This window comes from Nocardiopsis dassonvillei (assembly GCF_964273065.1).
GTDB lineage: Bacteria > Actinomycetota > Actinomycetes > Streptosporangiales > Streptosporangiaceae > Nocardiopsis > Nocardiopsis dassonvillei_B.
Window position 1 is genome coordinate 2,049,255 of the sequence record NZ_OZ186815.1, and the last position, 24,407, is coordinate 2,073,661.

Here is a 24,407-nt window from a genome sequence, read left to right on the forward strand (position 1 = left end):
GGAACCGAAGGCCGACCCCGGGTCGGTCCCCACGAGAATCCTCCCCTTGAGCCGGGTCTCCGCTACTGCAATACTTAGCCTCATGGCTAAGTATAGTGCTCTCGACGAGGTCTTCGCGGCACTCTCCGATCCGACCAGGCGTGCCGTGATCCGGCGCCTGGGCCGAGGTCCTGCGAGCGTGGGGGAACTCGCGGAGCCGTTCCCGATGACGCTGCCGTCGTTCACGAAGCACGTGCGCGTGCTGGAGGGCAGCGGACTGATCCGCACGCACAAGTCCGGCCGGGTGCGCACGTGCACGCTCGACCGCGACCGCCTGTCCCTCGTGGAGGACTGGCTCACCGAACAGCGGGCCCTGTGGGAGCGGCGCACCGATCGCCTCGAACAGTTCGCCACGGACCACCAGGAGGACCGATGACACCGATCGACCCCCGGCTCGACCTCGCACTCGACCGGGTGATCCGCGCCCCGCGCGCCGTCCTCTGGCGCGCGTGGACCGACCCGGCACGACTGGAGCGGTGGTGGGTGCCCGCGCCCGCCGTCGCCCGCGTCGACCGCCTCGACGTCCGTCCCGGCGGCGCGTTCGTGACCAGCATGAGCGATGACGGCCGGGACTTCCTACCGCACACGGACTCGGTCTTCCTGGTCGTCGAACCCCAGGAGCGGCTCGTCTTCACCAACGCGGTCACCGGTGCCTGGCGTCCCGCCGCACCCGAACCCGTGGCGATGACCGCCGAGATCACGCTCACCGACCACCCCGAGGGCACCGACTACCGGGTGGTCGTGCGGCACGGCGACCCGGCCGACCGCGACCGCCACGAGGAACTCGGCTTCTTCGACGGCTGGGGATCGGTCACGGGCGGACTCGCGGCGCTCACGGAGAAGGAGGCGGCGGGATGAGGATCGCCATCACCCAGTTCGTCACCCTCGACGGCGTCTCCCAGGGGCCGGGGTCGGCCGACGAGGACTCCGGCGGCGGGTTCGCCCGCGGAGGCTGGTTGGTCCCCTACATGGACGGGGCCTTCGTACGCCAGGCCTCGGCCTGGCTCGACCTCGCCGACGGACTGCTGCTCGGCCGCCGCACCTACGAGGCGTTCGCCCGCGACTGGCCCGGGATCACCGAACCCGACCCGTTCACCGGACGGATGAACGCGCTGCCCAAGTACGTCGTCAGCAACACCCTCCGCGAGGGGGGATGGAATCCGACCACCGTCCTGCGCGGCGACATCACCGAGACGGTCGGCGCGCTGAAAGCCGGACCCGGCCGCGAGGTGCAGGTGCACGGCAGCGCCCGACTGGCCGCGTCCCTCCTCGACGCCGGACTCGTCGACACGCTCCGCCTCGTCGTCGCCCCTGTGATCATCGGCCAGGGGCGGCGCCTCATCACGGGGAGCACGTCCTGCGGTCTGCGCCTGCTCGAACAGCGGACCACGCCCTCGGGGCTCGTGCTCCTCGAATACGGGGTCACCGGTGCCGCGCCGCTGGCCGACTACCAGGGCGTGGAGCCGCCCGCCCGGTAGTCGACGGCGGGCCCGGATCCGCCCCGGCCCCGGGCCGGACGTCCCGCCACCGCTCCCCGGAGCGATGCGGGACCGGTGTGCGGAGGGGCCGGGGGACGCGCGTCCCGGCCGGATCCCGTACGACCCGTGAACGCGTGGCGCCCCGACCGGGCGGACCCCGGACGCACCGGCTCCTAGGGACCGCACGGGCGGACGGGCCCGACGGGCACGGTTCCGGGAGAACGAGGACGTCGTGCGAACGCGGTGCCTCTCCCCTGCAGCCGATTGTGCTCGGGGATGCGAGGCGCGGCCTCGTCCGCAAGGAGGATGCGGCGAAGGACCCGGGATGCGGGGCATGCGAACACCGTTCCCCCAGGGGACCCGGGGGTGCGCGGCACCCGGCGGAACGCGGGGCGGCACGGCGCAACGGGGTGAACGGCACCGCCTGCGGGTCCTCGCATCAGCGCAGATCAGAATGCTCGCCGTTCTCGGTTCGAGTCCCGCCGTCCGCCCCGCGGGCGAAAGCCCCCGACCGGCGCGCATACGCAGAGGTCAGGGGCTTTCGCGTTCCCGGGGGGCGCCCGGCGGGTGCTCGGACGCGCCCGCTCCTTCCCCGGCGTGCGGGGGCGTGCGGGGGCGCGCACGCCGGAAGAGGAGCAGACCGGGCGGACCTCAGCCCGTCGTCGCCGGGGCGCGCCGGACCTTCACGCTGTCGGAGAGCTTGAGCCAGACGACACCGCCGATGATGACCGCCAGCCAGAAGGCACGGACCGGGGTCAGTACCTCGTCGAAGAAGACCGGTCCCAGGAGCGCGGCGCCGACGGCGCCGATGCCGGCCCAGACGGCGTATCCGATGCCGACGTCGATCGCCTTGAGGGAGACGCTGAGGAAGAACAGGGTCAGCAGGAAGAAGACGAGGGCGGAGGCCGACCACCCCAGGACGGTGAATCCCTCGCTGCCGGCCACACTCAGCGCGTAGCCGATCTCGAACACTCCGGCCAGCAGGAGCATCAGCCAGGGGCCCGCCTTCTTCTCGGTGCTCACGTCGGCGGGGGTGGTGGGACCGGTGGTCGCCGTGTTCATTTCCGTTCTCCTTGCAGGGTGGTGGGGGTGGATCGTGTGTTCCCGCGGTCCGCCGGTCACGCGGCACCGCTGAGCTGGAGCCCGACGACGCCGCCGATGACGACGGCGATGCCCAGGGCCTTGCGCAGGTCCAGTCGCTGGCCGAGGAAGAGCGCCCCGATGACGACGATTCCGACCCCGGCGACACTGGTCCAGATCGCGTAGCCGACCCCGACGTCGAAGGTGAGCAGGGCGAGGCTGAGGAAGAAGGTCGCGGTCGCGCCGCTGGCGAGGGTGGCAGCGGTCCACCCTGCCTTGGTGAAGCCCTGCGCCTTGCTCGCGAAGATGCCCACGGCGACCTCGAAGACGACGGCGACGCCCAGATAGAGCCAGCTCATGACGGTGTTCCTCTCGGTTCCTTCGGTGGAGAAGTTCGAACGGTTCCGGACCGCGCGGGGCGGGCCGGAGTATTTAGATGCATGTACATGCAGCTTCTTGGGTGCAGTGCGGGACCGCCGGGGCGCCCCGCGAACGCCCCCCGTCAGGGGGCGACCAGAGTCCCGATCTCGCGGAGGGCGCGGGCGAGGGGCTCCACGGCCAGATGCGGGAAGTGCGCACCCGCTCCGTCGAGGAGTCCGCGCACCCGGTCCTCGTAGGGGGCCCGGACCTCGGCGAGCAGCGCCTCGCCCTGCTCGGTGATGACCGCGTAGACGCCGCGCCCGTCGTCCTCGCAGACGTCGCGGCGCGCCACCCCCTTCGCCTCCATCCGGCTCACCAGGCGCGTCGCCGAGCTCTGGCTCAGGCCGACCCGCTGGGCCAGGTCGTTGACCCGCAGCTCCTTGGCCTGCTCCCGGGTCAGGAGGGACAGGGCGCGGAACTCCGTGAGCCCGATCCGGTAGGTGCCCGCGAGCCACTTGTCCAGGTCCGCGTCGACCGCGGACGCGAAGGCCGCCACCCTGGACCAGGCGGCGCTCACGCCGCCTTCGGGCGAAGCCGTGGAGACAGATGAATGCATGTGCATGCAAATAAGCTAGCACGGATCCGGTTCCGACCGCACCCCCTGCCCGCAGCCTCTCCCTCGCACATTCCACAGCGGCCCTTCCGACCGCCCGGCCCCGCGTCGGATCCGACTCGGAGGACACCCGGGGAACACGCCTCAGCGGTCGGGCTCCTCACCCTCCGGGGCTTCGGTGAGACGGCTCGCGAGGCGGTAGTCCACGCGGATGTCGCGGTGGACCGTTCCCGCCCGGACGCCGTGCGGGACGCCCGAGCGCTCGCTGCCGGAGGTGCCCTCGCCGGCCGGCTCGGCGCGGGTGTGCGACACGACGTCGGGCACCTCGTGGAAGGTCAGCTCGTCGGCCGACACCCGGGCGGTGATCTCCACGTCGGGGTCGGGGACGGCCCCGCCGCCCTCGCCGCTCACTTTCCGCCCCTGCCCTTGGCGGACCTCCCGCCGGAGCCGCTCCCGCCGCTCCTGCGGCCGCCGCCCTTGGTGTCCTTGGTGTCCTTGGTCTCCTTGGCGTCCTCGGTGCCCTTGGCGTTCCCGCCGTCGCCACCGCCCTTGACCGCGCTCCCGGCGGCCCGGCCCGCCTCCTTCAGGGTCTCCCCCGTGTCGTCGCCCACGCCTTCCACCGCCTTCCCGGCGCCGCTCCCCACGTCACGGACGGCGCCACCGGCGCCCTGGCCGACGTCCTCCACGGCACTCCCGGCCCCCCGGCCCACGTCCTCCACGGCACTCCCGGCCCCCTGGCCGACGTCCTCCACCGCACTCCCGGCCCCCCGGCCCACGGCGCCCACGGCCTCCCCCGTGCCGCCCGCCACCTGCTCCAGGGAGGACCCCACGCTCCGGGTCACGTGCTCCAGGATCTGCGGGTTGGCGTCGATGGTCTCCAGGACGCGCGTGATGATGTCGCGGACGTTGTCGAGGCGGACCTTGAGCAGGGCCTGGGCCTCGACGCCCTTGATGGTGAGGTGGACGCGGCCGAGCCCGACGTCCGCGCCCACCTTCAGCTTGAGCAGGTCCAGCACCTCCGCCTGGAGGGAGACGGAGGCCAGGAGGTTCTCCACCTCCAGCTCGATCTCGTCGACCTTCACGACCGGGACGTCGAGGAACACGTCCGTGTCCTCGATGTCGCGGACGGGCCCGGTCTCCCGGGCCTCCTCGGCACGGTCGGCGCCTCCGCCCGTGGCGCGGTCGGACGGCGCACCCTTCTTCGCACCCCCGCCGGTTCGGCCGCTGCTTCCGCTCCCCTGAGCACTCCGGTCCATCGCCTCCGCCCCTCCCCGGTCCGCATATCCCTTTTGTGGCATTTGTGAGCTTTGTAGGTCTGACCGCTCCTACCCTCCGCCCTCCCCCGGAAAACGGATCCCCAGGTCAGGACGGCCGGGAGGGCGGGCCCAGGATGCTCCGGCCCGGCACGCATGCGGCGGCCCTGCGCCCGCCCCTCCCCCGGAGGCAGCGGTGGGCGCCATCGGCACCTCGTCCGCATGCGGGGCCCGTCGGCGACGACGGGCGGAGGGCTCGGGCGCGCCGACCGGGACCCTGACCGCCGGCGGGTCCTCACCGCCACCGGCGCGCCGGCCGGGCACGCCGCGGCGGCCTCCGGTGGCTCCGTCGCCGGAAGAACACCGCGAAACACGGCGAACCACACATCCGTGAGGTTCCCCCGCACAAAGGAACCGGGTGGCCTGCTTCCGGTGGACGGGCACGAGAAAACCGAGAATCTTCTGAGGACGCGGGCACCGCTCCGGCCGCCCCGAGTCCCCCGGGCCCCTTCCGCCCCTGCGCTCTGACCTGCGGCTTTACATTCGCCATTCGTCGTCCCCGGATCACCGAAAGCGGGCGACCGGTTCCGGACAGGCCTCCTGACCGGCGGTTTCGAACTTTCCGTGCCCGTACCCTTACAGAATGTCGTGCCCCTCGGGCATACTCCATACCGTCGGGTCCCCCGTACGAACGACTCTCTCCCTCTGAAAGGGTCATGTGACTTCCGTGAGCGCCCTCCCCTCACCGGCCGCCTCCGCCGAGTTCGTCGCCTCCCTCGACCGCGAGATCCGGAGGGCTCTCGCGGCCCGCGCGACGAACGAGGAGGAACTCCCGCTCCGGGGCGGGCGGCGGGTCCGTGACGGCGGCGACGGTCCTCACGAGTACGTGTTCACCTGTCACCGCTGGCGGACCTCCCCCGGCTCCGCCGGGTTCTTCGTCCTGCCGCCCGGCTCCCGCGGACCGTGGCACCCGGCCGAGGCCGTCCCCACGCTCGGTGGGAAGGTGCACGTCACCACGACCGCCGACCTGGGGCCCCACCCCGGGGACCTGCTGCTGCGCGAGGCCGCCGTCCCCGCCCCGGGCACCCGGGACGGGCGGACCGAGGTGGCCTCCCTCCACGAGCGCTTCGGGCCCCTGTTCCCGCCGGAGGTGATCGCCGAGCGCCTCGGCGCCGGGGTGCGCGCCCGGATCGGCGAGCTGACCGCGCTCCTGGCGGTGGCGCGGGAGCAGGTCGCCGTCCATGAACGCCTCGGCCGGACGCAGGTCGCCGTGGACCGCGCCCGTTTCCGGGAGGACCGGCTCTCCGCGGAGATGGCGCACCGGGAGGCGGAGGCGCGCCGGGCCCGCAGGGCACTGGAGCGGGCGGAGAGGGGACTCCACCCGGTGCACGCACCCTTCGGCCTGTTCACGGCGCGCCGGGCCGCCCGGCTCGCCAGGGCGACGGCCCGGGCCCGGGAGCTGCGGTCGGCACTGGCCGCCGCACTGCGGGAGCGCGACGTCACCGAGGAGCGCCTCATCGAGGCCTCCCGGGCGGTCTCCTTCCGCGTCCGCGAGCGGGACCGCACCCTGGAGGCGACCTGCGGCCTGCCCTCGGCACGGGCCCTGGCCGAGCGCATCGAACGGGTGGAGCGCGAGCTCGACCGGCTCCGGCTCCTGGACACGCCGCCCGCCCCGCCGCGCCCCCGGCCGCCGCTGGAGGACACCCCGCACGGGCCCGCCGTGCCCGAACCCGGCGCCCCGTTGGAGGACTCCGCGCCGGACCCGTACCGGGCGCAGGGCCCGGCACGGGAACGTCTGGAATATCCGGACGCGGCGTGCGCGGCCGGGCCCGCGGCGGGCGCCCCGGCCCCGCCCCCGGTCGAGGAGGACCCGGCGGCCGCCGCCTGAGGCGGGGCCGCGCCGGGCGGCGGGGCGACCGCGCGGCCCGCTCCCTTTCTCCGGGGCTTCGGAGCGTTCGCGCCGGAGCCCCGGCGCGCCCCCGGTGACCGTTCGGGAACAGGTGGGTGAACACCGTTCGCGCACCCCCACCCGCTCTGGACACCGGCCCCGCGGCCACTGCAGGATCGGTTCCCCGGCGGCCGCCCGGACCCCGCGATCCCCGGCAGGCGAAGGGATCCGGTGTCTTCGGCGAGGAGGGTCGGACGTGGACGGCGAAGGCCCCCCGAGCGGCGGTGGCGGCCGCCTCCCCCGCCGCTGGCGACCGGTCGGGGCCGGCCTGGGTGTCGGGGCGCTGCTGGCCCTGGGTCTGGGCACGGCCCTGCAGGGCTTCCCCGGCCTGGTCCCGGGAGGCGCGTGGTGGGTGGTGGCGCTGTCCATGCTCGGCAGCGGTGTGGCGGCCTCCGCCCAGGCCCTGCTCGAGATGCGTCCGCCCCCGCGCGAAGCGCCCCGGGAACCCGTGCTGCGCCGCAGCCTGCCCGCACCGGTCGACGATTTCACCGGGCGGTCCGGCCCCATGGCGGAGGTCCTGGCCGAGTTCTCCCGGTTCCCGCGCCGACGCGGTGCCCCGGGCCGCCTCCCGCGCCGGCGCCGCCGGGCCGGTCCGCTGGTCATCGCCGTCACCGGCGAAGGCGGCGTCGGCAAGACCGAGTTCGTCCTCCAGGTCGCCGCCCGGGTGGCGGACCGCTTCCCCGACGGCCGGCTGGAGTTCGAGCTCTACGGCCCCGGGCCCGGAGCCGACGGCCACGGCCCGGACGGGACGGCCCCGGCTGACGCCCGCGAGCCGCGCCCCTCCGCCGACGTCCTCGCCGACATGCTCCGCGAGATCGGGGTGCGCATCCCGCAGGGCGCCTCCCAGGGCGACCTCTCCCGGCTGTGGAAGACCGCGACCGAACACCGCAGGCTGCTCCTCATCCTCGACAACGCCAAGGACTACGAGCAGGTGGAACCGCTGTTGCCGACCGGCCCCGGATGCGCGGTGCTCATCACCGGCCGCAGGGACCCGGAGGGCGCGGTGAGCGTGATCCGCACCCTCCGGCTGCGGCCGCTCACCGACGAGGAGGGCCTCCAGCTGCTCCGGCGGCTGACCGCCGCGGGCTCGCGGCCCCTGTCCGACGCGGACCGGGCGGCCCTGCCGGAACTGGTCAGGAGCTCCGGCGGGCTCCCGATGGCGCTGCGCATGATGGTCGGCTCACAGGGCACCCGCCCCCGGCCCAGACCCGGTGAACTGCTGGAGCGCATGCGGGAGCGGAACGCGCACCCGACCGTGTCCGGCCGCCAGGCCATCGTCGGATCCCTGACGTTCGGCCTGCGCCAGTGCACCCGGGAGCAGCGGCTGCTGCTGTACCGGCTGGCGAACGCGGGGGCGACGCGGTTCGCCCCCTGGGCGGCCGCGGCCCTGATGGACATGACCGAGGAGAGGGCGGGCGACCTGCTGGAGTGGCTGGACCACCGCCATCTGGTGACCTACCTGTACCGGGCCGGCGGGTTCGAGCGGTACCAGCTGCACGAGCACGTGCGCGACATCCTCACCGGGGGCGACCCCGAGCTGCTCGGGGTGCCGGAGGAGGAGTGGGAGGACTGGTCCTCCGCGGAACTGGAGCGGGCGATGCTCCGGCTGCTGCGGGCCTACACCGGGATCGCCGAGGAGGCGGCTCGGCGCACCGCGGCCCCCACCTGGGGTTTCGGTCCGGAGCTGCCGGGCCCGGGGCTGCCGCTGCCGCCCCTGCTCCCCCCACCGGAGCAGCGTCCCCCCGGGGCGTTCCAGCCGCCGCCCTTCCCCAGGCTGCCGGAGGAGCCGCTCGAGTGGCTGGAGACCGAGCACCGCGGTTTCGAGGTCTGCTTCCGGTGGAGCCGGCCGGACGCCTTCTCCGCGGACTTCGTCGACCCCCGTGAGGTCGCGGGGCACGGATGGCGTCTGCGCCGTGCCTACTCCCTGCTCTGCCGGACCGGACGGGTCCGCTCGCAGGCGATGCGGGAGGCCACCGCCGACGCGACCGAGCTGGCCGTGGCGACCGCCGACCCCCTGGCCTGCGCGATCGCCCTGCTCGACCGGGCCGAGGTCGCGGGCGGGCACGGCGACCACGACACCGGGTACGAGCTGGCGCTGACCGCCTCGACGGTCCTGGGGGCACTGGGCGCCCCGGGCGTCCCCGCACCGGGCGACCCCGGCGGCCCGGGCGACCCCGGCGGCCCGCACATCCACCACGGCCCGGAGGGCCCGCAGGACCCGTCCGGCTCGCACGGCCTGTCCGGCCCGGAACGCCCGCACACCGTGCACGGCCCGCACGGCTCCGGCGGCCCGTACGACCTGGAGGACCCGGTCGGCCCGGACGGCCTGTCCGGCCCCGGTCGCCGGCACGGTCCGGAGACCGGCGGCCCGGCCCCCAAGGCCCCCGGACCGGACACCGCGCACCGGCTCCCCGCGCGGGCGGCCGACCCGCGCTGGCGCGCCCGTGCGCACCGGGCGGTCGGGGTGAACCTCTACCGGCGCGGCGACCTGGACGACGGTCTGGCCGAGATCCGCCGAGCCGTGGGGATCTTCACGGACAGCGGTGAGACCTGGTGGCTCGTGCGCTCCCTGTGCAACCTGGCGGAGGTCTACCGCTTCCAGGGGCTGTGGGAGGAGGCGCACCGCCGACTCGCCCTGGCCGAGCGCACGCTCGAGGAGGCGGAGGAGAGCGGGGGCCGGCGGGAGTCCTTCGACGGGCTGTGGGCCCGGGTGCGGCTGCAGCAGGGCGAGGTGCTGCGGCTGCGCGGGTTCGCGCTCAACGCCTGGATCGTGCTGGAGGAGGGGCGCCGCACGACCTCCGCGTCCCGCGACGGCGACTGGTACCACGCGCGCTACCTGCGCTCCCTGGCCCAGCTGCCGCCCCACCTGCTCAACACGCAGAGCAGGAGGTGCGAGCAGCTGCTCGACCCCGCGCTGGAGCGCGAGCGGCGCCGGCTGACCGCCTGGGACCGCCGCTGGGAGCAGAAGCAGCGAGAGGCCGTCGCCAGGCTGTTCCCCGACGGTATGCCCGACGAGCGGTGGCTGCGGGAGCGGCTCGGCCTGGGCGCCTCGGCGGACCGGACCGGCGCCCGGTTCCTCCCGCGCCTCTTCCCGCGGCGCAGGCCGTTGCGGGACGGCTGGCGCAGGTCCCGCCAGATCGAGCGGCTGGAGCGGGCCGAGCAGATGTTCACCGAGCTCGGCGACGAGTGGGGGGTCATGCGCACCCGCCTGGTGCTGGGCCAGGTGCGGATGGAGGACGACCCCCGGCTCGGCAAGGAGGAGATTCTGGAGGCCGCCAGGGGTTTCGAGCGGCTGGGCGACCGGTGGTGGCACGCCCGGGCGCACCGCATGGCGGCGGAGCTGCTGCACCGGGCCGGCCGGATGGCGGAGGCGGAGGAGTCGGTGCGGGTGGCGGTCGACGGGTACCGGGGGCTCCGGCACCGGTCGGGGCAGCTGCGGGCGATGATCGTCCTGGCCCGGATCCTGGCGCTCGGCGACACCCTGGAGGCGTGGCGGACGCTCAAGGAGGCCGAGCGGCTCGCCGTCGGGGGCGTCCGCCTCGGCACGGTGCCCGAGGGCCTGCTCAAGGAGGTCCGGGACGTGCTGCGGGCCCTGGAACACGGGCTCGGCCCCTCCCTGTACCTCCCGGCCGGCTTCGGGGCTCCCGGCGGCCCGGCCGGGGGCGGGGCTCCCCGCCCTCCCGGCGGTGCCCTCCGGAACCGGGATCCCGAGGAGCCGCCGCCCGACCGGGCGGCCTGACCCGGCCCGGATCACACCAGTGACGCCGTGAACCCGGCGTCCGTGCCGGGCGACCACAGGGCCGAGACCGGCCGTTCGGTGAGGGGGCTGAGCCCGACCGCGCCCAGCAGGTCGCCCTCGTAGTGCAGGAACCCGGCCCGGTACAGCTCCCAGGGCCGGTGGTGGGTGCGCAGCCACCAGGTACGGCCCAGGTGGCGGGTGTGCAGGCCCCAGCGCGCGGTGAGGAAGCGCTCCAGCGGGCCGGGCCGCTCCAACCGCTCCCCGATCCGGACCGCCCAGCGGCCGCTGGCCCGGCCGGGGACGCGGCGCCGGACGGCGCCGGACCGCAGTCCGCCGTCCCCACGGACCAGGGAGATGTCGGACCACATGTAGGAGAGCCCGGTGAGCGCCCGGGCCGCGGCCACCGCGTGCGCTGCGTTCGCGTCCATGCTCAGGAACACCACCCCGCGGCGGCCGTACCGGTCCACCGAGTACACCCGGATGTTGACCTCGTCGAACCCGCCGACGGGCACGGCTCCGGCCACGGAGTTGACGGGTATCCGGAAGGCGACCAGGCCCGCGTGGGCGACCCCGTCGAGCAGGTCGGGGCGGGTCCCCGGGGGCAGCAGCGGGGCCACCCGGGCGGGGTCCACCGGCCAGTGCAGGAAGACGACGTCGCTCCAGCGCTGGCGCAGCAGGAGGGGGCCGGGCATCGGGGGCGGGTGTTCCGGCGGCAGCGGCGGGGTCCCGGCTCCGACACCGTCCGCGGCCTCGGCCGCCGTGCCCGGTTCTTCTCCGACGCCGCCCACAGGGCCTCCCCGCCTCACCCGTCCGGGAACGCCCCGGACCACTTCCAGTGTGGCGCCCGTCCGCTCGTCCCGGGCGGCGGCCCCGGCGATCGGCGCGTCCCGGCAGGAGCGGTGCCGGCGGACGGCGGCCCGGGGCGACGGTACTCCCCCGGGGCGTCCCGGAGCCCGTCCTCTGCTCGGGTCCCGTTCCGCGGGGCGGCCGCGTCTCATCGGGCCCCGCCCAAGGCACCGGATCGGGTGAGGGCCGCGGCCCCGGGCAAGTCGGCGCTCACGGCCGTCGTCCCCGCCCGGCTCGCGGGTTCCCGGGATGCCGCCTCTTCCCGGGCCTCCTCCGGGTCCTGCCGGCCCCGGGCGGTCTCAGCCGCCCATGTCGGCGGCGGCCTCCCTGATGAGGGCCAGCGACTCCCCGGATCCCAGGGCGTACCCGGCGAGGAGGTCGTCGAAGGCCGAGGCGTACCCGGCGACCGGGCCCCCGCCCTCGACGAGGTCTGCTCCGCCCGCGCCCTCGAGGTAGAGGACGTCGTCGAGGGGGCCGTCGAACGACAGCAGCGTCATCGGCCCCCGCATCCCGGGGTGCGCGCCCCGCCCGAAGGGGACCACCCGGACGTCGACCCCGTCCAGCGCGGCCTCGGCGGCCAGGCGGCGCAGCTGCGCGGCCATCAGGCCGGGGTCGGTGGCGGCGCCGACCCGGCGGCGGATCACGGCCTCGTCCAGAACGTGGACCCTGCGGGGCGCCCGGCCCCCGGCGCCCAGCCGCTCCCGGCGTTCGCGGCACAGGTCGGCGACCGCAGCGGCGGTGCCCGCGGCGCCCTCTCCGGCGGCTTCACGGGGTGCGCCGTCCCCGTCGGCGGCGCCGGACCCGCCGTCTCCGGCGGGGAGGCGCAGCAGCGGGAGGACCGCCCGGGTGTAGGCGGGGGTCTGGAGCAGGTCGGGGACGAACGCGTTGTGCGCCTGCCGGATCAGTGCCGCGCCCGCCTCGAACCCCACCATGCGCAGGTGGTCGGCGGGCACTCCGGCGGCGCGGTACCGGCTCCACCAGCCCTCACGGCCGGCGAGCCGGTTGAGCTCCACGAGGCGTGCGGCCCGCTCCCCCTCGCCGAGCCCGTACAGCCGGAGCATCGCCTCCAGGTCGGTGCGGCTGATGGACTGCTTGCCGCCCTCGATCCGGATGACCTTGGCCTGTGACCAGTCCAGCCGCTCGGCCACCTGCCGCTGTGTGCGGCCGCCCTTCCGGCGCAGGCGCACGAGTTCGCCGACCAGCAGGGCACGCTGCACGACCGGCCCCTGGTCCGCGCCCGCGGCGCCCGTCTCCTCCGCCACCCGGTGGAACCCACTCCCGAGAAAAGATCGACACCCTCACCGGAACGGGGTCCCCATTCCGTCGATATTGGTAACCGAACGACGAAAGTGACTGATGTCTGATTTGTGCAAGCCGCCCTCTCCAGAGACATTACCGGACGATGTTCTCCCATGCCACCTTGCGCTCCGCGACCTTGAATAACACTTCCTGACATATCGGCATCACCTGGAGTGATTGCATGCAGTCAGCGGGGTATCAATTTGTCAGTAAACATCACCGGAAGCGAAAATCAGAAAGGAGGGACACCGGGCCGTCCGAGCGCGGCCCGAACACGCAGGAGGGCCGCCCCGGCGGACCCCGCGAACCTCTGCCTGCCCAGCGAAGGGTGTCGCGGTGATCCGCAGCGAAGCGGCCCCACCGGACCGGTGAGGGTCCGGATTCTCACAGGTTCCCCGGTCACGGACCGTCTGACAAGGGTGAGGACCGTTCCGCGCGAGCGCGTCGGCCGACCGTCGAGGACACCCCCGTGCATTCCCGTGCCTCAAGAGACCGGCCCCGCCCCATCGGTCCCACCGCTCCCGTCGGGACCGAGGACCGTTATGCGTCCCGAACCGACCACGGAGCGCACCTCTGCCCGACCCGAGCAGTCAGAGAGGGGCGACCATGACCGAATCGCCGCCTGCCCGAACTCCCGAGCGACCCGACTCCGACGACCGGATCAGCCTCCGCGTCGCCGTCATCACGACGCTGGGCGTCCTGTCCGGGGCCGTGGCCGGGTCGCTGACCTGGCTCGCCCACGGCAACGTCGCCAACGCCGTCCTCGTCGGCCTGGGCACCGTCGCGGCCGCGTACGTGTTCTTCCAGCGGATCATCCACTGAGGACCGGCGCGGGGAGCCGGGCCCCGGTGCGGACCGTCCTTCCGTACCGGGGCCCTTTCCTGTGGGGGCTCCTCTCCGGCGCCCTGGACCCCCGTCCGCTCCGCACGGCCCCCTCCCCGGGACCCCCGTGCACCCCGGACACCCGCCGGTGCGCCGAACCGGCGCGCACCTCACGGCCACCCGTACCCGGGCCCCGCACGCCCCGGCACCCGCCGGTGTGCGGGACCACCCCCACCCGGTCCGCGTTCCGGGGGAGGCCTCCGGCGACCGCCCGCCCGCACACGGGCACCACATGCCCCCGGGCCCACGCCCGTGCCCCGGGCCCCCGGACGCCCGTGCGCAGGGCTCCCGCACGTCCCCGGACGCCCGCGAACGCGTGGGGCCGGTACGCGCACCCCGGCGGCCGCCCCCACGCGGGACCGGCGCGTACACCCCCGTGGACCCATCGGCCTCCCGGGGCCGCCCCGTGCCCCCGGGCTCACGCCCGCCCGCGGGAACCCCGGGTGTGCGCGGTGCGGCCCGGGCGGCGGGCTCAGGCCTCCCCGGGGTCCAGGGAGTCCGGGTGCCCGGCGCGCACCCGGCGGGCCACCTCCTCGAACCCGCTCCGCTCCAGGACCGCCACCTGGTCCCGGACGAAGGCGTCGCGTTCGGGGCCCGGGGCCAGGGAGTCGATCATGCCGCGCAGGATGGCCACCTGGACGTCCTGCTCGGCACCGTCGCGGTCGCCGTCCTCCGCGGCCGGCCACCAGTAGCTCTCGTACCCCTCCCCGTCGACGTCGCTGCCCGGCCCGGCGGGCAGCGGCCCCGGACCCGCGGGGTCGTCGAGACCGCCGAAGTCGGCGAGGTCGCCGGTGTCGTCCTCGTCGGCGAACCCGCCCGGGACCGCGGACAGGAGGGCGTCGGCGGCGGCGCGGCGGTGGCGGGCGGCGGGCAGGGGCTCCAGGTCGTCCTCGGCGACCCGGGCGGCCTCCCGGACCACCCGGTCCTTGCGCAGGTCGGCCATCCGGCGCAGCCGGTCGGTGTCGCCGTCCGACAGGCGCAGGGACACCTCGTCGGCCCACACCACGATCCCGCTGCCGATGACCGCGTGCTCCACCGCCAGCCGGGCGGCCAGTTCGCACTCGGCCATGCCCTCGTCGGCGGGGTCGGTCTCGCGGGCCAGTTCGGCGGCGCGGGTGACGACGGCCAGGACGGCCGGGCCCATGGGGTTGCGCAGCCGCAGGTCGACGGTGTTGGACCAGCGCCAGTGGACCACCGCGGAGAAGTGCAGGTCGTAGTCGTCGACGGCGCTGGGCAGGGCGACCGGGCGGATGCGCCGCCCGTCCCGGGGGCGGGCGGAGGCGTCGCCGACCGGTGACCGGGCGCTCCTGTCGGCGTCCGTTGCGGCAACGCCGCCGGAGGTGTCGGCGGGGGGCGCGTCCGGGGCCGCCGGGATGCGGCGGCGTTCGCGCAGGGCGAGGGCGGCGGCCGCCGCCGGGACCAGAGGGACCCACAGCAGGGACCACGGGCCGATCAGGGGGTACAGCACCGCCGGGACGAGCACCGCGATGATGGCGAGCGCGACGAGACGGGCGCGGATGACGGGGGTCACGGTGGGCCTCCTCTCGCACACGGCCGCGGGGGAACGGGACGCCGGCCCGGGGGTGGGGACGCGGAACCGAGCCCTCGGGCCGTGCGCGCCGCGGACCGGGGACGTTTCCGTATCGGACAGTCTGCCCGAGATCCGGAGCGCGTGCGCCGCCGTCCGGCGTTCCGGACGGGGTGTGGCGAACATCCGGCCACGGGGCGGTGTCGCCCCGGCCGACATCGCGGGAACAAGAGGGCGCGTGTCGGCCCCCGGGGGCCCCGGCGCCGGTATGACATAACAGAATGCGGACACACATCCCCCGCAGCCATCCCCCGCACCGACCCTGATCCCGCTCCCAGGGGAGTCCCGCGATGCCCTCCGCTCCCGCAACCGTCACCGTGGAACGCCGTTTCCGCCCGGAGGTGCAGGGCCTGCGCGCCGTCGCCGTCCTGCTCGTCCTCGTCTACCACCTGGACCCGTCGCTGCTGCCGGGCGGCTACGTGGGCGTGGACGTGTTCTTCGTGATCTCCGGGTTCCTCATCACGTCACTGCTGTACCGGGAGGCCTCGGGGCAGGGCCGGGTCTCGGTGGCCCGGTTCTACGCGCGCCGGGTGCGGCGGCTGCTGCCCGCGGCGACGGCGGTGCTGCTGGTGACGGGGATCGCGTCGTACTTCCTGCTCCCGGTGACCCGGTTGACCGACACCATGTGGCAGCTGGTCGCCTCGGCCGCGTACGTGGAGAACCTCTACCTGGCGCGGCAGTCGGTGGACTACCTGGCGGCGGAGGTCGCGCCGTCCCCGGTGCAGCACTTCTGGTCGCTGTCGGTGGAGGAGCAGTTCTACCTGGTGTGGCCGCTGCTGTTCATCGTGTGGGCGGCGCTGCGCCGCCGCGGCGCGGGCACGGGGACGCTGGTGGCCCTGCTGGGGTCGCTGCTGGCGGCGTCGCTGCTGTGGTCGGTGTTCACGACGGCCGGGGAGCCGTCGGCGTACTTCATGCCGACGACGCGGGCGTGGGAGCTGGCGGTGGGCGGCCTGCTCGCCGTCGGCCTGGCGCGCGGCCGCCTGCCCGAGTCGGTGCGCCTGCCGCTGGGCTGGGCGGGACTGGCCGCGATCGTCGCGTCGGCCGTGCTCTACGACGAGGCGACCCCGTTCCCGGGCTGGGCGGCGCTGCTGCCGGTGCTGGGTTCCGCGGCGGTGATCGCCGCCGAGCACGTTCCGGGGCCGCTGTCGGCGTCGGCGCCGCTGAGCACCGCCCCGGCGCGCTGGGTGGGCGACCTGTCGTACTCGCTGTACCTGTGGCACTGGCCGCTGATCGTGCTGGTCCTGGCGGTGACCGGCCGCGAGGAGCTGGGCTGGGGCCTGGCCGCGGCCGTGGCCGTGGCGTCGCTGCTGCTGGCCTGGGCGACCAAGGTGTGGGTGGAGGACCCGGTGCGCGACCACCGCCTGGTGCGCGGCGGCCGGGGCGCCCTCGTGGCGGCGGTGTCGGGCGTGCTGGTGGTGGCCGCGGTCGGCGCGACCCTGTACGTGCGGGTGGACCGGATCCGGTCGGTGGACTTCGACCCGGCGGTGCACGTGGGGCCGGTGGCTCTGGGGCAGGCGCCCACGGGCGACCCGGTCTACCCGTCGCCGGTGGAGGCCGAGGACGACCTGCCGGTGCTGTACGACGACGACTGCCAGGCCTCGCACGAGGCGACCGACCCGGGCGACCCGTGCGTGTACGGGCCGGAGGACGCCGGCCGGACCGTGGCGGTGGTCGGGGACTCGCACAGCGCCCAGTGGGTGCCCGCCCTGATGGAGCTGGGCGAGGAGCGCGGCTGGCGGCTGGTGCTGTACACCAAGTCCTCGTGCGCGTTCACCGACACCCTCACCAAGGGGCCCGAGGGGCCCTACGAGTCGTGCCTGGAGTGGAACCGGGCGGTGGTCGGCGAGCTCGCCGCGCTGGAGCCCGACCTGGTGGTCACCAGCTCCTCGACCACGGCGGCCCCGGTGGAGGGCGGGGAGGACGACCGGGTCCCGATGGTGGCCGAGGGCATGGCCCGGCTGTGGGGCGAGGTCGGCGCGACGTCGGGGCCGATCGTGGCGCTGCGCGACACCCCGCGCCAGCGCCGGGACGTGGTGGAGTGCGTGGCCGACAACGTCGAGGACCCGCGGGAGTGCGCCATCCCCCAGGAGGAGGCGTTCGAGCGCGACGACCCCCAGGAGGAGGCGGTCCGGGACCTGCCGGGCGAGGCCGCCCTGGTGGACATGAGCGACCTGTTCTGCGCCGACGGCGAGTGCCCGGCGGTGATCGGGAACGTGATGGTCTACCGCGACTCGGGGCACATCACCAGCACCTACGTGTCCCTGCTCACCGAGCCCCTCGGCGAGCGCATCGACGAGGCCCTGGCCTGACCCCGCCGTCCCGGCCGGTTCCCGTCCCGCCGCACGGAGGCGGGACGGGAACCGGGCGGCACCACGGGACACCGGACACTCCCGGGGCGACCGAAAAGGCCTCCGGAAACCGATAAGGCATCGCCCGCACGCATTTAGGTCGCATTCCGAAAAAGTTCTCCAGAGAACAAAAGGAGACGAATGTGACCTGGGACGCCACACCCTCGACCGTTCGCCGTGTTCGCCTTTTTCCGAGGCCGGTGCCGGAGTATCCTCGGCGAAAGGAAACCGGCAGCGCCTCTGAGGAAATCGGCGGTGAAAGGCGGCCCGATGACGGCGTCCGACGACACGGCACCCCCCGACTCCCCCCTCTCCCTGGAACGGGTCCTCGCCTCCCTCGACGACCGGCTGGCGGCCCTGGACGAGCGTGCCCGGCACCGGGAGGCGGTCATCGACCGCCTGCACGCCGAGAACCGGGAACTGCGCGCGGACCGGGACCGCACCCTCTTCGACCCCGTCGTCACCGACCTCATCCACCTGTACGACCAGCTCGCCCGCGAGGCCCGCGGCCTGCGCGAACGCGGGGAGGGACGGCTGGCCGACCTGCTGGCCGGGTTCGCCGACGACGCCCTGCTGGCCCTGGAGCGGCTCGGCGTCGAACCGGTCGAGGCCGGTGTCGGCGACCCCTTCCGCGCCGACCTGCACCGCCCGCTGGCCGCCGTCGCCGATCCCGACCCGGCGCTGGACGGCACCGTCGCCGAGGTCACCGCTCCGGGCTTTCGCGACACCGTCACCGGGCGGATCCGGCGCCGGGTCCACGCCCGCTTCTTCCGCCATGTCGGCCCGGTGCCCCCCGCGGGGGCCCGCGCACCCGGGAAGGGCACATGACCACCTACGGAATCGACCTGGGCACCACCTACTCCTGCACGGCGTTCGTGGACGGCACCGGCCGGGCCACCGTCACCAGGAACGCCATGGGCAACGACACCACCCCCTCCGTCGTGTACTTCGAGTCCGCCCACAACGTCGTGGTCGGCGAGGAGGCCAAGAACACCGCCCTCCTCTTCCCCGACATGGTCGTCTCCCTGGTCAAACGGCAGATGGGCACCGACGCCCGCTACGAGTTCCACGGCCGGGTCCACGACCCGGAGTCGGTCTCCGCGCTGATCCTGCGCGAGCTGGCCCGGGCCGCCGGGGAGCACACCCGGGACAAGGTCGAGGACGTGGTCGTCACCGTGCCCGCCTACTTCGGCGTCCACGAGAAGGAGGCCACCCGCCGGGCCGGGCTCATCGCCGGTCTCAACGTGCTGGACGTGGTGCCCGAACCGGTGGCGGCGGCCCTGCACTACCAGAGCCTGGACGCCTCCTCGGGCGTGCGCCACCTGCTGGTGTACGACCTGGGCGGCGGGACCTTCGACACCACGGTCATCCGGGTGGAGGACGACGACGTGCGCGTGGTGTGCACCGACGGCGACCACAGGCTGGGCGGGGCCGACTGGGACCACAAGCTCGCCGACCTGCTGCTGGAGCTGTTCACCGAGCACCACCCGCACCCCGACCCGGCCGGGGACGAGCAGTTCCTCCAGGACGTGGCCGCCGCGGCCGAGCAGATCAAGCGCTCCCTGAGCGCCCGCGAGCGCGCCCGGCACAACCTGCGCTTCGCCGGGTCCACGGTGCGCGTGGAGCTGACCCGCGGCGACCTGGAGGCGCTCACCTCCGACCTGCTGGAGCGCACCCTCACCATCACCGCGCGCACCCTGGAGGCGGCCCGCGAGCGCGGGGTGGACTCGTTCGACGACGTGCTGCTGGTGGGCGGGATGACCCGCATGCCGGTGGTGGCGCGCTCGCTGCGCGAACGCTTCGGGTTCGAGCCGCACCTGCACGAGCCCGACCTCGCGGTGGCCAAGGGCGCGGCCCTGTTCGCCCTGGTCCGCCAGGTCAAGAACGTCATGGACGAGCCCGGCCGCGACCCGGCAGAGCGCGCCCGCCGGGCCGAGGAGGTGGGTGCGGCCCTGGGCATCACCCGGGAGGAGGTGGAGCGGCTGGCTCACAAGACCGTCACGGGTGTGTCGCCGCGCGCCTTCGGGGTCAAGGCCACCGACGGCTCCGACCCGGTGTTCGCCCGTGACCCGGGCCTGGCCCGCCAGTACATCAGCCACCTCATCCGGGCCAACACCCCGCTGCCGGTCACGGTGGAGGACGGGTTCGCGACGGTGTGGCCGAACCAGGAGCAGGTCGAGATCGACGTGTGGGAGCAGGCCGGGTCGGTGGCCTCCGAGGAGCTGGAGCACAACGTCCGGATCGGGGACGCCCTGCTCACCGGACTGCCCAAGGGTCCCGCGGGCACCCCGTTCCGGATCGAGTTCAGCCTGGGCGCCACCGGGATGCTGGCGGTGCGCGGCTGGGACCCGGCCGGCGGCGGCGAGATCCGGTTCGACATCCGCATCGGCGGGATGGGCGAGGAGGAGGTGCGCCGGGCCCGGGACGCCATCGCGTCGATCCGCACCTCGGGGTGACGGGCCGCGGCCCGCCGGGTGCGGGCGCGGCGACGGCAGGGGACGGAACTCTGGGGAGGGGACGGACAGCGGTGCCCTGGGACGTGCGGGAGCGGCGGCGGTACGAGGACGAGGTGCTGGCGGCGGCGCGCACCGGCGGGCCGCCCGCCGACCTGTTCGTCCGCTACGGGGTGGGCCCGGAGCTGGAGCGGAGGCTGGCCGCCGACCCGGAGGCGTTCGCCGCGCACGTGGCGGCGGTGTGCACCTACTGGCGGGGGCTCCAGACGCGGCGCCGCACGCTGCGCCGGGTGCTGCTGGACCTGGTGGCGGCGCACGAGCGGCTGGCCCGGGAGGGGGCGCTCACGCACGGGCACTTCTCCCGGGTGCGGGAGGAGACGGCCCGGCGGGCGCTGGCGGAGTGGTCCGACCTCGTCGACGGGCTCGCGACCTCCCTGGTCGACCGCTGGGCGCTGCGGGCGATGGCGGGCTCGGTGGGGCTGCCCGAGGCCGAGGCCGAGCGGCTGCTGCGGGAGCGGGGCGTACGGGTGGTGGAGCGCCTTCCCGAGCTGCCGGTGCAGCCGCCGGTGCGGACCTTCCGGAGCCTGCGCGACAACCTGCGCACCCGGGGGGCGGTGTTCTCCCCGGAGGTGGTGTTCGGGGCGGGGCGGCTGGTGGGCGGGTTCACCGTGGTGGACGGGTTCCGGCTGGCGGACGGCGGCGTGCTGGACGACGCGGCGCTGGACGCGGCGGTGGCGCGGGTGCAGGTGGAGCCGCTGACGGAGGGCAAGGCCGCGGCGGAGAGTGTCCTGGGGGTGCTGCGTTCCTGCTCCTCGCGCGCCGAACGCGACGCGGTGGTGCTGTGGGAGGTCGCCGAGGACCTGCGGGCGCGCCCGGCCGAGGTGGGCGAGGCGGCGCTGGCCCGGCCGTGGGTGCGCCGGGGGCTGGCGGAGCCGGAGGCGGCTCTGCTGGCGGCGGCGGTGCGCCGCCGCCCGGCGGGCTCGGAGCGGATCGCCCGGGCCGAACGGGAGGTGCGCGACCTGCTCGCCGACGACCAGCTGCGCCAGGCCCGGGCCGCTGTGGCCGGCCTGCCCGCCGACCACGGGCTGGCCGCCCAGGTGCGGGAGCGGGAGTCGCGGGTGGAGGAGCTGTCGGCGCAGGCCGAGGCGGCGCTGCGGGAGGGGCGGGACGAGGAGGCGGCTCGGGCGCTGGCCGCGGCCTGCGCGCTGGCCGCAGACGACGACGGCCTGCGGGCCCGTCTGGGCGAGGTACCGCCGCTGCCGCCCCGCGAGGTGCACGCCCGGGTGGAGGGGCGCGGCGCCGTGGTGGAGTGGCGGCCCAGTCCGAGCCTGGTGGGGCGGATCGGCTACCGGGTGCTGCGCCGGGTCGGACGGGGCGGCCGGCAGGCTCCGGCCGGTGAGGTGACCGGGACGGAGTTCATCGACCCGGGGCTGCCGGTGGGCGCGGAGGTGCGGTACACGGTGGCGGCGGTGCGCGAGGGGCGGGGGGCGTCGGAACCGGTGGTGACCGATCCCGTGCTGCTCGCCCCGGAGGTAGCGGACCTGTCCGTGCACGCCGGGGAGAGCGAGGTGACGGGCTCGTGGCGGGTGCCGCCGGAGGCGGTGCGGGTGGAGGTGGTGCGCGGCGAGGGAGCCCCGCCGCGGGGCGGCGACGGGGTCCGGGTGGTGACCGACGGGATGGGGTTCCGCGACCCGGACGTGCGCCCGGACGTGGAGTACTACTACCGGGTGCGGGCGGTGTACCTGACCTCGGGCGGCTCGGCCCGCGGTTCGGAGGGGCTGGTGCGGCGGGTGGTGCCGGGGCCGCCCCCGCCGCCGGTGGAGGACCTGCTGGTGGTCCCGGACGGGGAGGGCGGGTTCACCGCGTCGTGGACGCCGCCGCGCCGCGGGCGGGTGTCGCTTCGGGCGGCGGCCGCCCCGCCGCCCTGGCCGCCGGGTACCCGGGTCTCCCCGGCCGAGCTCGCCGCCCACGGCGTCCCCCTTCCCGCGGCCGCGGCGGACGCCCCCCGCGGCCGGTCCGCTGCCGTGCCCGAGGCGACCCCCGGCACGGACGCGGTGGGAGCGCCGGTGCCCGTCCGCGAACACCGCGCCGGACGGCCACCGGCGGTCGCACCCGCGACACACGTGGCCCCCGCGCCCCCAGCGGCGGGCGCTACGCCCGAGACCGAAACGGCCGCCGACGACCGTCACGCCGACCGGCCGACGGCGACCGTATCCGCGACGTGCGCGGAACCCGCCACCCCCGGGACAGGTGAGACCCCTGTTACGGGAGCGCCCCCGAGCGGACGGCGCGCCGGGCAGGCACCGGCGGCCGCGCCCGCCACGCATACGGAACCCGCGACCCCCACGGCGGTCCCCGAGACCGAGGCGGCCGCCCACGGGCAGCGCACCGGCCGGGCGACAGCGGCCACATCCATGACACGTACAGGCTCCGAGCCCACCGGGACAGGCGGGATCCCCGAGGCGGGAGCGCCCCCGAGCGGACGGCACGCCGATCGGACCGCCGGGACACCTGCGGCGGCACCGGCCCGGCCGGAGCGGGAACAGGTGCGGGTGGTGCTCGGCCCTGGCCCCCACCACGTGGTGGCGGTGACCTCCTGCGGTGACCAGACCGTGGTCGGGGCGTCGGTGCGCGTGCTGTCCGTGCCCGCGGTGGCCGGACTGCACGCCCGGCGGTTCGGCGACCTGGTGCGGCTGGGCTGGACCTGGCCCGAGGAGGCGTCCGCCGCAACGGTGTCCTGGCGTCCCGCCGACCCCGGGGACACCGGGGACACCGACGGTGGCGGAACCCTCTGCGAGCGCACCCGCTACGAGGCCGGGGGCGGGTTCGAGGCCCCCATGGGCCCCGGCCCGGTCCGGGTGACCGTGCGCGCCGTCGTCGGCGGCACCCCCGGACCACCCGCCGTGCTCACCGTCCCGGGCGAGGCCGTACTCGCCTACCACGTCGCCCCCGCCGGCCTGCTGCGCCGCGACCGGCTCGTCACCGTGGCCGCCGGAACCTCCTGCACCTCCCCCCGCATCGCCGTCGTCTACGCGGAGGGCGGCTTTCCGCCCGACCGCGTCGACCAGGGCCGGGTGCTGGCCGTGTTCCCGCCCCGGCGGCTGGCCGCGGGCCAGCGGCTGTCCCTGCGGGTCCGCCCGCCCCGCCCCGCCGGACCCGCCTGGCTGGTGTGCCTGCCCCTGGCGGGCGACCTCCCGGACGGTACCCGGCTGTGCCAGCCCTCGGTGAAGGAGCTCCGCCTGTGATCGCGCTCGACCGGCTGCGTCCCGTCCGCGGCGACCGCCTGGTGTGCCCCTACTGCTACACCCGGTTCACCGAACGCCTCATCCTGTTCCGGTGCAGCGGCCGCCCGGGCACCGGCGGCAGGCAGTGCGCCCCCGTCGAGGACGCCGCGGTCCGTGCCCACCTGGGCCGCCGCGAGCGCCTGCCGCCGGTGTTCGCCGACGACGGGCGCCGCCCCCGCGCGGTGTGCCCCGACTGCGGGGCGCCCACCGGCACCCGGGTCTGCGTCACCTGCCACGCCCGGCTGCCGGTGAACTTCGGCCGCATCCCCGGCCGCCTCATAGCCCTGGTCGGCGCCCGCGAGTCCGGCAAGACGGTGTTCATGACCGTGCTCATCCACGAGCTGATGCACCGGGTCGGCGCGCGCTTCCAGGCCTCGGTCGGCGGCTCCGACGACCACACCCGGCACCGGTTCCACACCGACTACGAGGCGCCGCTGTACGACGAGGCCCGCCTGCTGGCCGCCACCCGCCGCACCGGGGCGGCCCGCGAGCCCCTGGTGTTCCGGTTCACGACCCGCCGGCGCGGCCCGTGGGGCCGCCGCCCCCGGCACACGCTGCTGTCGTTCTTCGACACCGCGGGGGAGGACCTCACCACCCAGGAGAGCGTGGAGACCAATCTGCGCTACCTCGAGAACGCCGACGGGATCATCCTGCTGCTGGACCCGCTGCGGATGCGGGGCGCCCGTGCCGAGGCCGCCCCCGGCACGCCGCTGCCGCCCGAACACGCCGGGCACCCGCCGCTGGACATGCTGAGCCGGGTCACCGACCTGCTGCTGCGCCGGACCGACTCGCCCTCCCGGCTCATCCCCGTTCCGATGGCGGTATGCCTGACCAAGCTCGACGTGTTCCACGACGCGCTCGACCCGGGCTCGCCGCTGCGCCGCCCCCAGCCGGACGCCCCCTACTTCGACGGGTCGGACAGCCGTGACGTGCACGCCCAGATCCGGCGGCTGCTGCACCGCTGGGACGGCGGCCGCATCGACGCGCACATCACCAACCACTACGCCGACGCCCGCTACTTCGGGGTGTCGGCGCTCGGGCACGCGCCCGACGCCGAGCAGCGCCTGCAGGGCGGGGTGCGGCCCTACCGGGTCGCCGACCCGTTCCTGTGGATGCTCGGCGGTTTCGGTGTCGTCCCGTCCCGCGAGGGGCGGTCCTGAACCGTGGCGGTCACCGTCCCGGACGAGCGGAGGTCCC

Annotated in this window: 19 protein-coding genes; 11 read left to right on the forward strand and 8 right to left on the reverse strand. The window is 75.5% G+C overall.

Translation table 11 applies throughout. The annotated features are described in order from the left end of the window. Positions 1-82 precede the first annotated feature (82 nt). From ACSUPR_RS09130 to ACSUPR_RS09140, 3 genes are read left to right on the forward strand one after another with little or no spacing between them, the layout of a single operon-like run. Positions 83-415: an ArsR/SmtB family transcription factor gene (locus ACSUPR_RS09130; protein WP_436890712.1), complete on the forward strand. Its 333-nt coding sequence runs from the start codon at positions 83-85 to the stop codon at positions 413-415. Beyond that, positions 412-897 carry an SRPBCC domain-containing protein gene (locus tag ACSUPR_RS09135; RefSeq protein WP_436890713.1) on the forward strand — a complete coding sequence of 162 codons (486 nt, stop codon included), beginning with the start codon at positions 412-414 and terminating at the stop codon, positions 895-897. The genes ACSUPR_RS09130 and ACSUPR_RS09135 overlap by 4 nt, the downstream gene beginning before the upstream one ends. Beyond that, the gene (locus ACSUPR_RS09140; RefSeq protein WP_436890714.1) at positions 894-1,517 is read left to right on the forward strand and encodes a dihydrofolate reductase family protein; all 624 of its coding nucleotides are present in this window, start codon (positions 894-896) and stop codon (positions 1,515-1,517) included. Before ACSUPR_RS09135 ends, ACSUPR_RS09140 begins: the two co-directional genes overlap by 4 nt. Positions 1,518-2,168: 651 nt before the next feature. Here the strand turns inward: ACSUPR_RS09140 and ACSUPR_RS09145 are convergent. The 5 genes from ACSUPR_RS09145 to ACSUPR_RS09165 form a co-directional block, all read right to left on the reverse strand. Continuing rightward, on the reverse strand, positions 2,169-2,579 hold the full coding sequence (locus ACSUPR_RS09145; protein WP_436890715.1) for a DMT family transporter: 411 nt from the start codon (positions 2,577-2,579) through the stop codon (positions 2,169-2,171). Positions 2,580-2,635: 56 nt separating this feature from the next. Continuing rightward, positions 2,636-2,956, reverse strand: a complete 321-nt coding sequence (locus tag ACSUPR_RS09150; protein WP_436890716.1) for a DMT family transporter — start codon at positions 2,954-2,956, stop codon at positions 2,636-2,638. A gap of 143 nt (positions 2,957-3,099) precedes the next feature. Further along, a complete protein-coding gene (locus tag ACSUPR_RS09155; RefSeq protein ID WP_436890717.1) occupies positions 3,100-3,534 on the reverse strand; it encodes a MarR family winged helix-turn-helix transcriptional regulator in 435 nt (144 codons plus the stop codon). 180 nt (positions 3,535-3,714) lie between these two features. Continuing rightward, a complete protein-coding gene (locus ACSUPR_RS09160) occupies positions 3,715-3,981 on the reverse strand; it encodes a hypothetical protein (RefSeq protein ID WP_436890718.1) in 267 nt (88 codons plus the stop codon). Continuing rightward, the gene (locus tag ACSUPR_RS09165) at positions 3,978-4,826 is read right to left on the reverse strand and encodes a hypothetical protein (protein WP_436890719.1); all 849 of its coding nucleotides are present in this window, start codon (positions 4,824-4,826) and stop codon (positions 3,978-3,980) included. The genes ACSUPR_RS09160 and ACSUPR_RS09165 overlap by 4 nt, the downstream gene beginning before the upstream one ends. Before the next feature lie 724 nt (positions 4,827-5,550). Between ACSUPR_RS09165 and ACSUPR_RS09170 the strand changes: the two genes are divergently transcribed. Both ACSUPR_RS09170 and ACSUPR_RS09175 read left to right on the forward strand, forming a co-directional pair. Beyond that, positions 5,551-6,711, forward strand: a complete 1,161-nt coding sequence (locus ACSUPR_RS09170) for a hypothetical protein (RefSeq protein ID WP_436890720.1) — start codon at positions 5,551-5,553, stop codon at positions 6,709-6,711. Between the two features lie 256 nt (positions 6,712-6,967). Next, a complete protein-coding gene (locus ACSUPR_RS09175) occupies positions 6,968-10,510 on the forward strand; it encodes an AAA family ATPase (protein ID WP_436890721.1) in 3,543 nt (1,180 codons plus the stop codon). Positions 10,511-10,521: 11 nt separating this feature from the next. Here ACSUPR_RS09175 and ACSUPR_RS09180 read toward each other — a convergent pair whose 3' ends face one another. Together ACSUPR_RS09180 and ACSUPR_RS09185 are read right to left on the reverse strand one after the other, a co-directional pair. After that, positions 10,522-11,298 carry a YqjF family protein gene (locus ACSUPR_RS09180; RefSeq protein ID WP_436890722.1) on the reverse strand — a complete coding sequence of 259 codons (777 nt, stop codon included), beginning with the start codon at positions 11,296-11,298 and terminating at the stop codon, positions 10,522-10,524. 357 nt (positions 11,299-11,655) lie between these two features. Next, complete coding sequence (locus ACSUPR_RS09185) at positions 11,656-12,618, reverse strand: helix-turn-helix domain-containing protein (RefSeq protein ID WP_436890723.1); 963 nt, start codon at positions 12,616-12,618, stop codon at positions 11,656-11,658. 643 nt (positions 12,619-13,261) lie between these two features. On the opposite strand from ACSUPR_RS09185, the gene ACSUPR_RS09190 reads away from it, so the two are divergent. Further along, a complete protein-coding gene (locus ACSUPR_RS09190; protein WP_436890724.1) occupies positions 13,262-13,477 on the forward strand; it encodes a hypothetical protein in 216 nt (71 codons plus the stop codon). Between the two features lie 532 nt (positions 13,478-14,009). On the opposite strand, the gene ACSUPR_RS09195 is transcribed toward ACSUPR_RS09190, so the two are convergent. Then, on the reverse strand, positions 14,010-15,068 hold the full coding sequence (locus tag ACSUPR_RS09195) for a hypothetical protein (protein WP_436890725.1): 1,059 nt from the start codon (positions 15,066-15,068) through the stop codon (positions 14,010-14,012). A gap of 347 nt (positions 15,069-15,415) precedes the next feature. On the opposite strand from ACSUPR_RS09195, the gene ACSUPR_RS09200 reads away from it, so the two are divergent. From ACSUPR_RS09200 to ACSUPR_RS09220, 5 genes are all read left to right on the forward strand, one after another. Further along, the gene (locus ACSUPR_RS09200) at positions 15,416-17,434 is read left to right on the forward strand and encodes an acyltransferase family protein (protein ID WP_436890726.1); all 2,019 of its coding nucleotides are present in this window, start codon (positions 15,416-15,418) and stop codon (positions 17,432-17,434) included. A 309-nt stretch (positions 17,435-17,743) separates the two neighbouring features. Further along, on the forward strand, positions 17,744-18,301 hold the full coding sequence (locus ACSUPR_RS09205) for a nucleotide exchange factor GrpE (protein ID WP_436890727.1): 558 nt from the start codon (positions 17,744-17,746) through the stop codon (positions 18,299-18,301). After that, positions 18,298-19,929 (forward strand): Hsp70 family protein, encoded by a 1,632-nt coding sequence (locus ACSUPR_RS09210; protein WP_436890728.1) that lies wholly within the window; start codon positions 18,298-18,300, stop codon positions 19,927-19,929. Before ACSUPR_RS09205 ends, ACSUPR_RS09210 begins: the two co-directional genes overlap by 4 nt. A gap of 71 nt (positions 19,930-20,000) precedes the next feature. Further along, complete coding sequence (locus ACSUPR_RS09215) at positions 20,001-23,171, forward strand: hypothetical protein (RefSeq protein WP_436890729.1); 3,171 nt, start codon at positions 20,001-20,003, stop codon at positions 23,169-23,171. Then, positions 23,168-24,370 carry a TRAFAC clade GTPase domain-containing protein gene (locus ACSUPR_RS09220; RefSeq protein ID WP_436890730.1) on the forward strand — a complete coding sequence of 401 codons (1,203 nt, stop codon included), beginning with the start codon at positions 23,168-23,170 and terminating at the stop codon, positions 24,368-24,370. The genes ACSUPR_RS09215 and ACSUPR_RS09220 overlap by 4 nt, the downstream gene beginning before the upstream one ends. Positions 24,371-24,407: the final 37 nt, after the last annotated feature.

Excerpts from the sequence above, each read along its gene's own strand:
- ACSUPR_RS09130 (WP_436890712.1), top strand. The coding sequence starts at position 83 with ATGGCTAAGTATAGTGCTCTCGACGAGGTCTTCGCGGCACTCTCCGAT.
- ACSUPR_RS09135 (WP_436890713.1), top strand. The coding sequence starts at position 412 with ATGACACCGATCGACCCCCGGCTCGACCTCGCACTCGACCGGGTGATC.
- ACSUPR_RS09140 (WP_436890714.1), top strand. The coding sequence starts at position 894 with ATGAGGATCGCCATCACCCAGTTCGTCACCCTCGACGGCGTCTCCCAG.
- ACSUPR_RS09145 (WP_436890715.1), bottom strand. The coding sequence starts at position 2,579 with ATGAACACGGCGACCACCGGTCCCACCACCCCCGCCGACGTGAGCACC.
- ACSUPR_RS09150 (WP_436890716.1), bottom strand. The coding sequence starts at position 2,956 with ATGAGCTGGCTCTATCTGGGCGTCGCCGTCGTCTTCGAGGTCGCCGTG.
- ACSUPR_RS09165 (WP_436890719.1), bottom strand. The coding sequence starts at position 4,826 with ATGGACCGGAGTGCTCAGGGGAGCGGAAGCAGCGGCCGAACCGGCGGG.
- ACSUPR_RS09190 (WP_436890724.1), top strand. The coding sequence starts at position 13,262 with ATGACCGAATCGCCGCCTGCCCGAACTCCCGAGCGACCCGACTCCGAC.
- ACSUPR_RS09200 (WP_436890726.1), top strand. The coding sequence starts at position 15,416 with ATGCCCTCCGCTCCCGCAACCGTCACCGTGGAACGCCGTTTCCGCCCG.
- ACSUPR_RS09205 (WP_436890727.1), top strand. The coding sequence starts at position 17,744 with ATGACGGCGTCCGACGACACGGCACCCCCCGACTCCCCCCTCTCCCTG.
- ACSUPR_RS09210 (WP_436890728.1), top strand. The coding sequence starts at position 18,298 with ATGACCACCTACGGAATCGACCTGGGCACCACCTACTCCTGCACGGCG.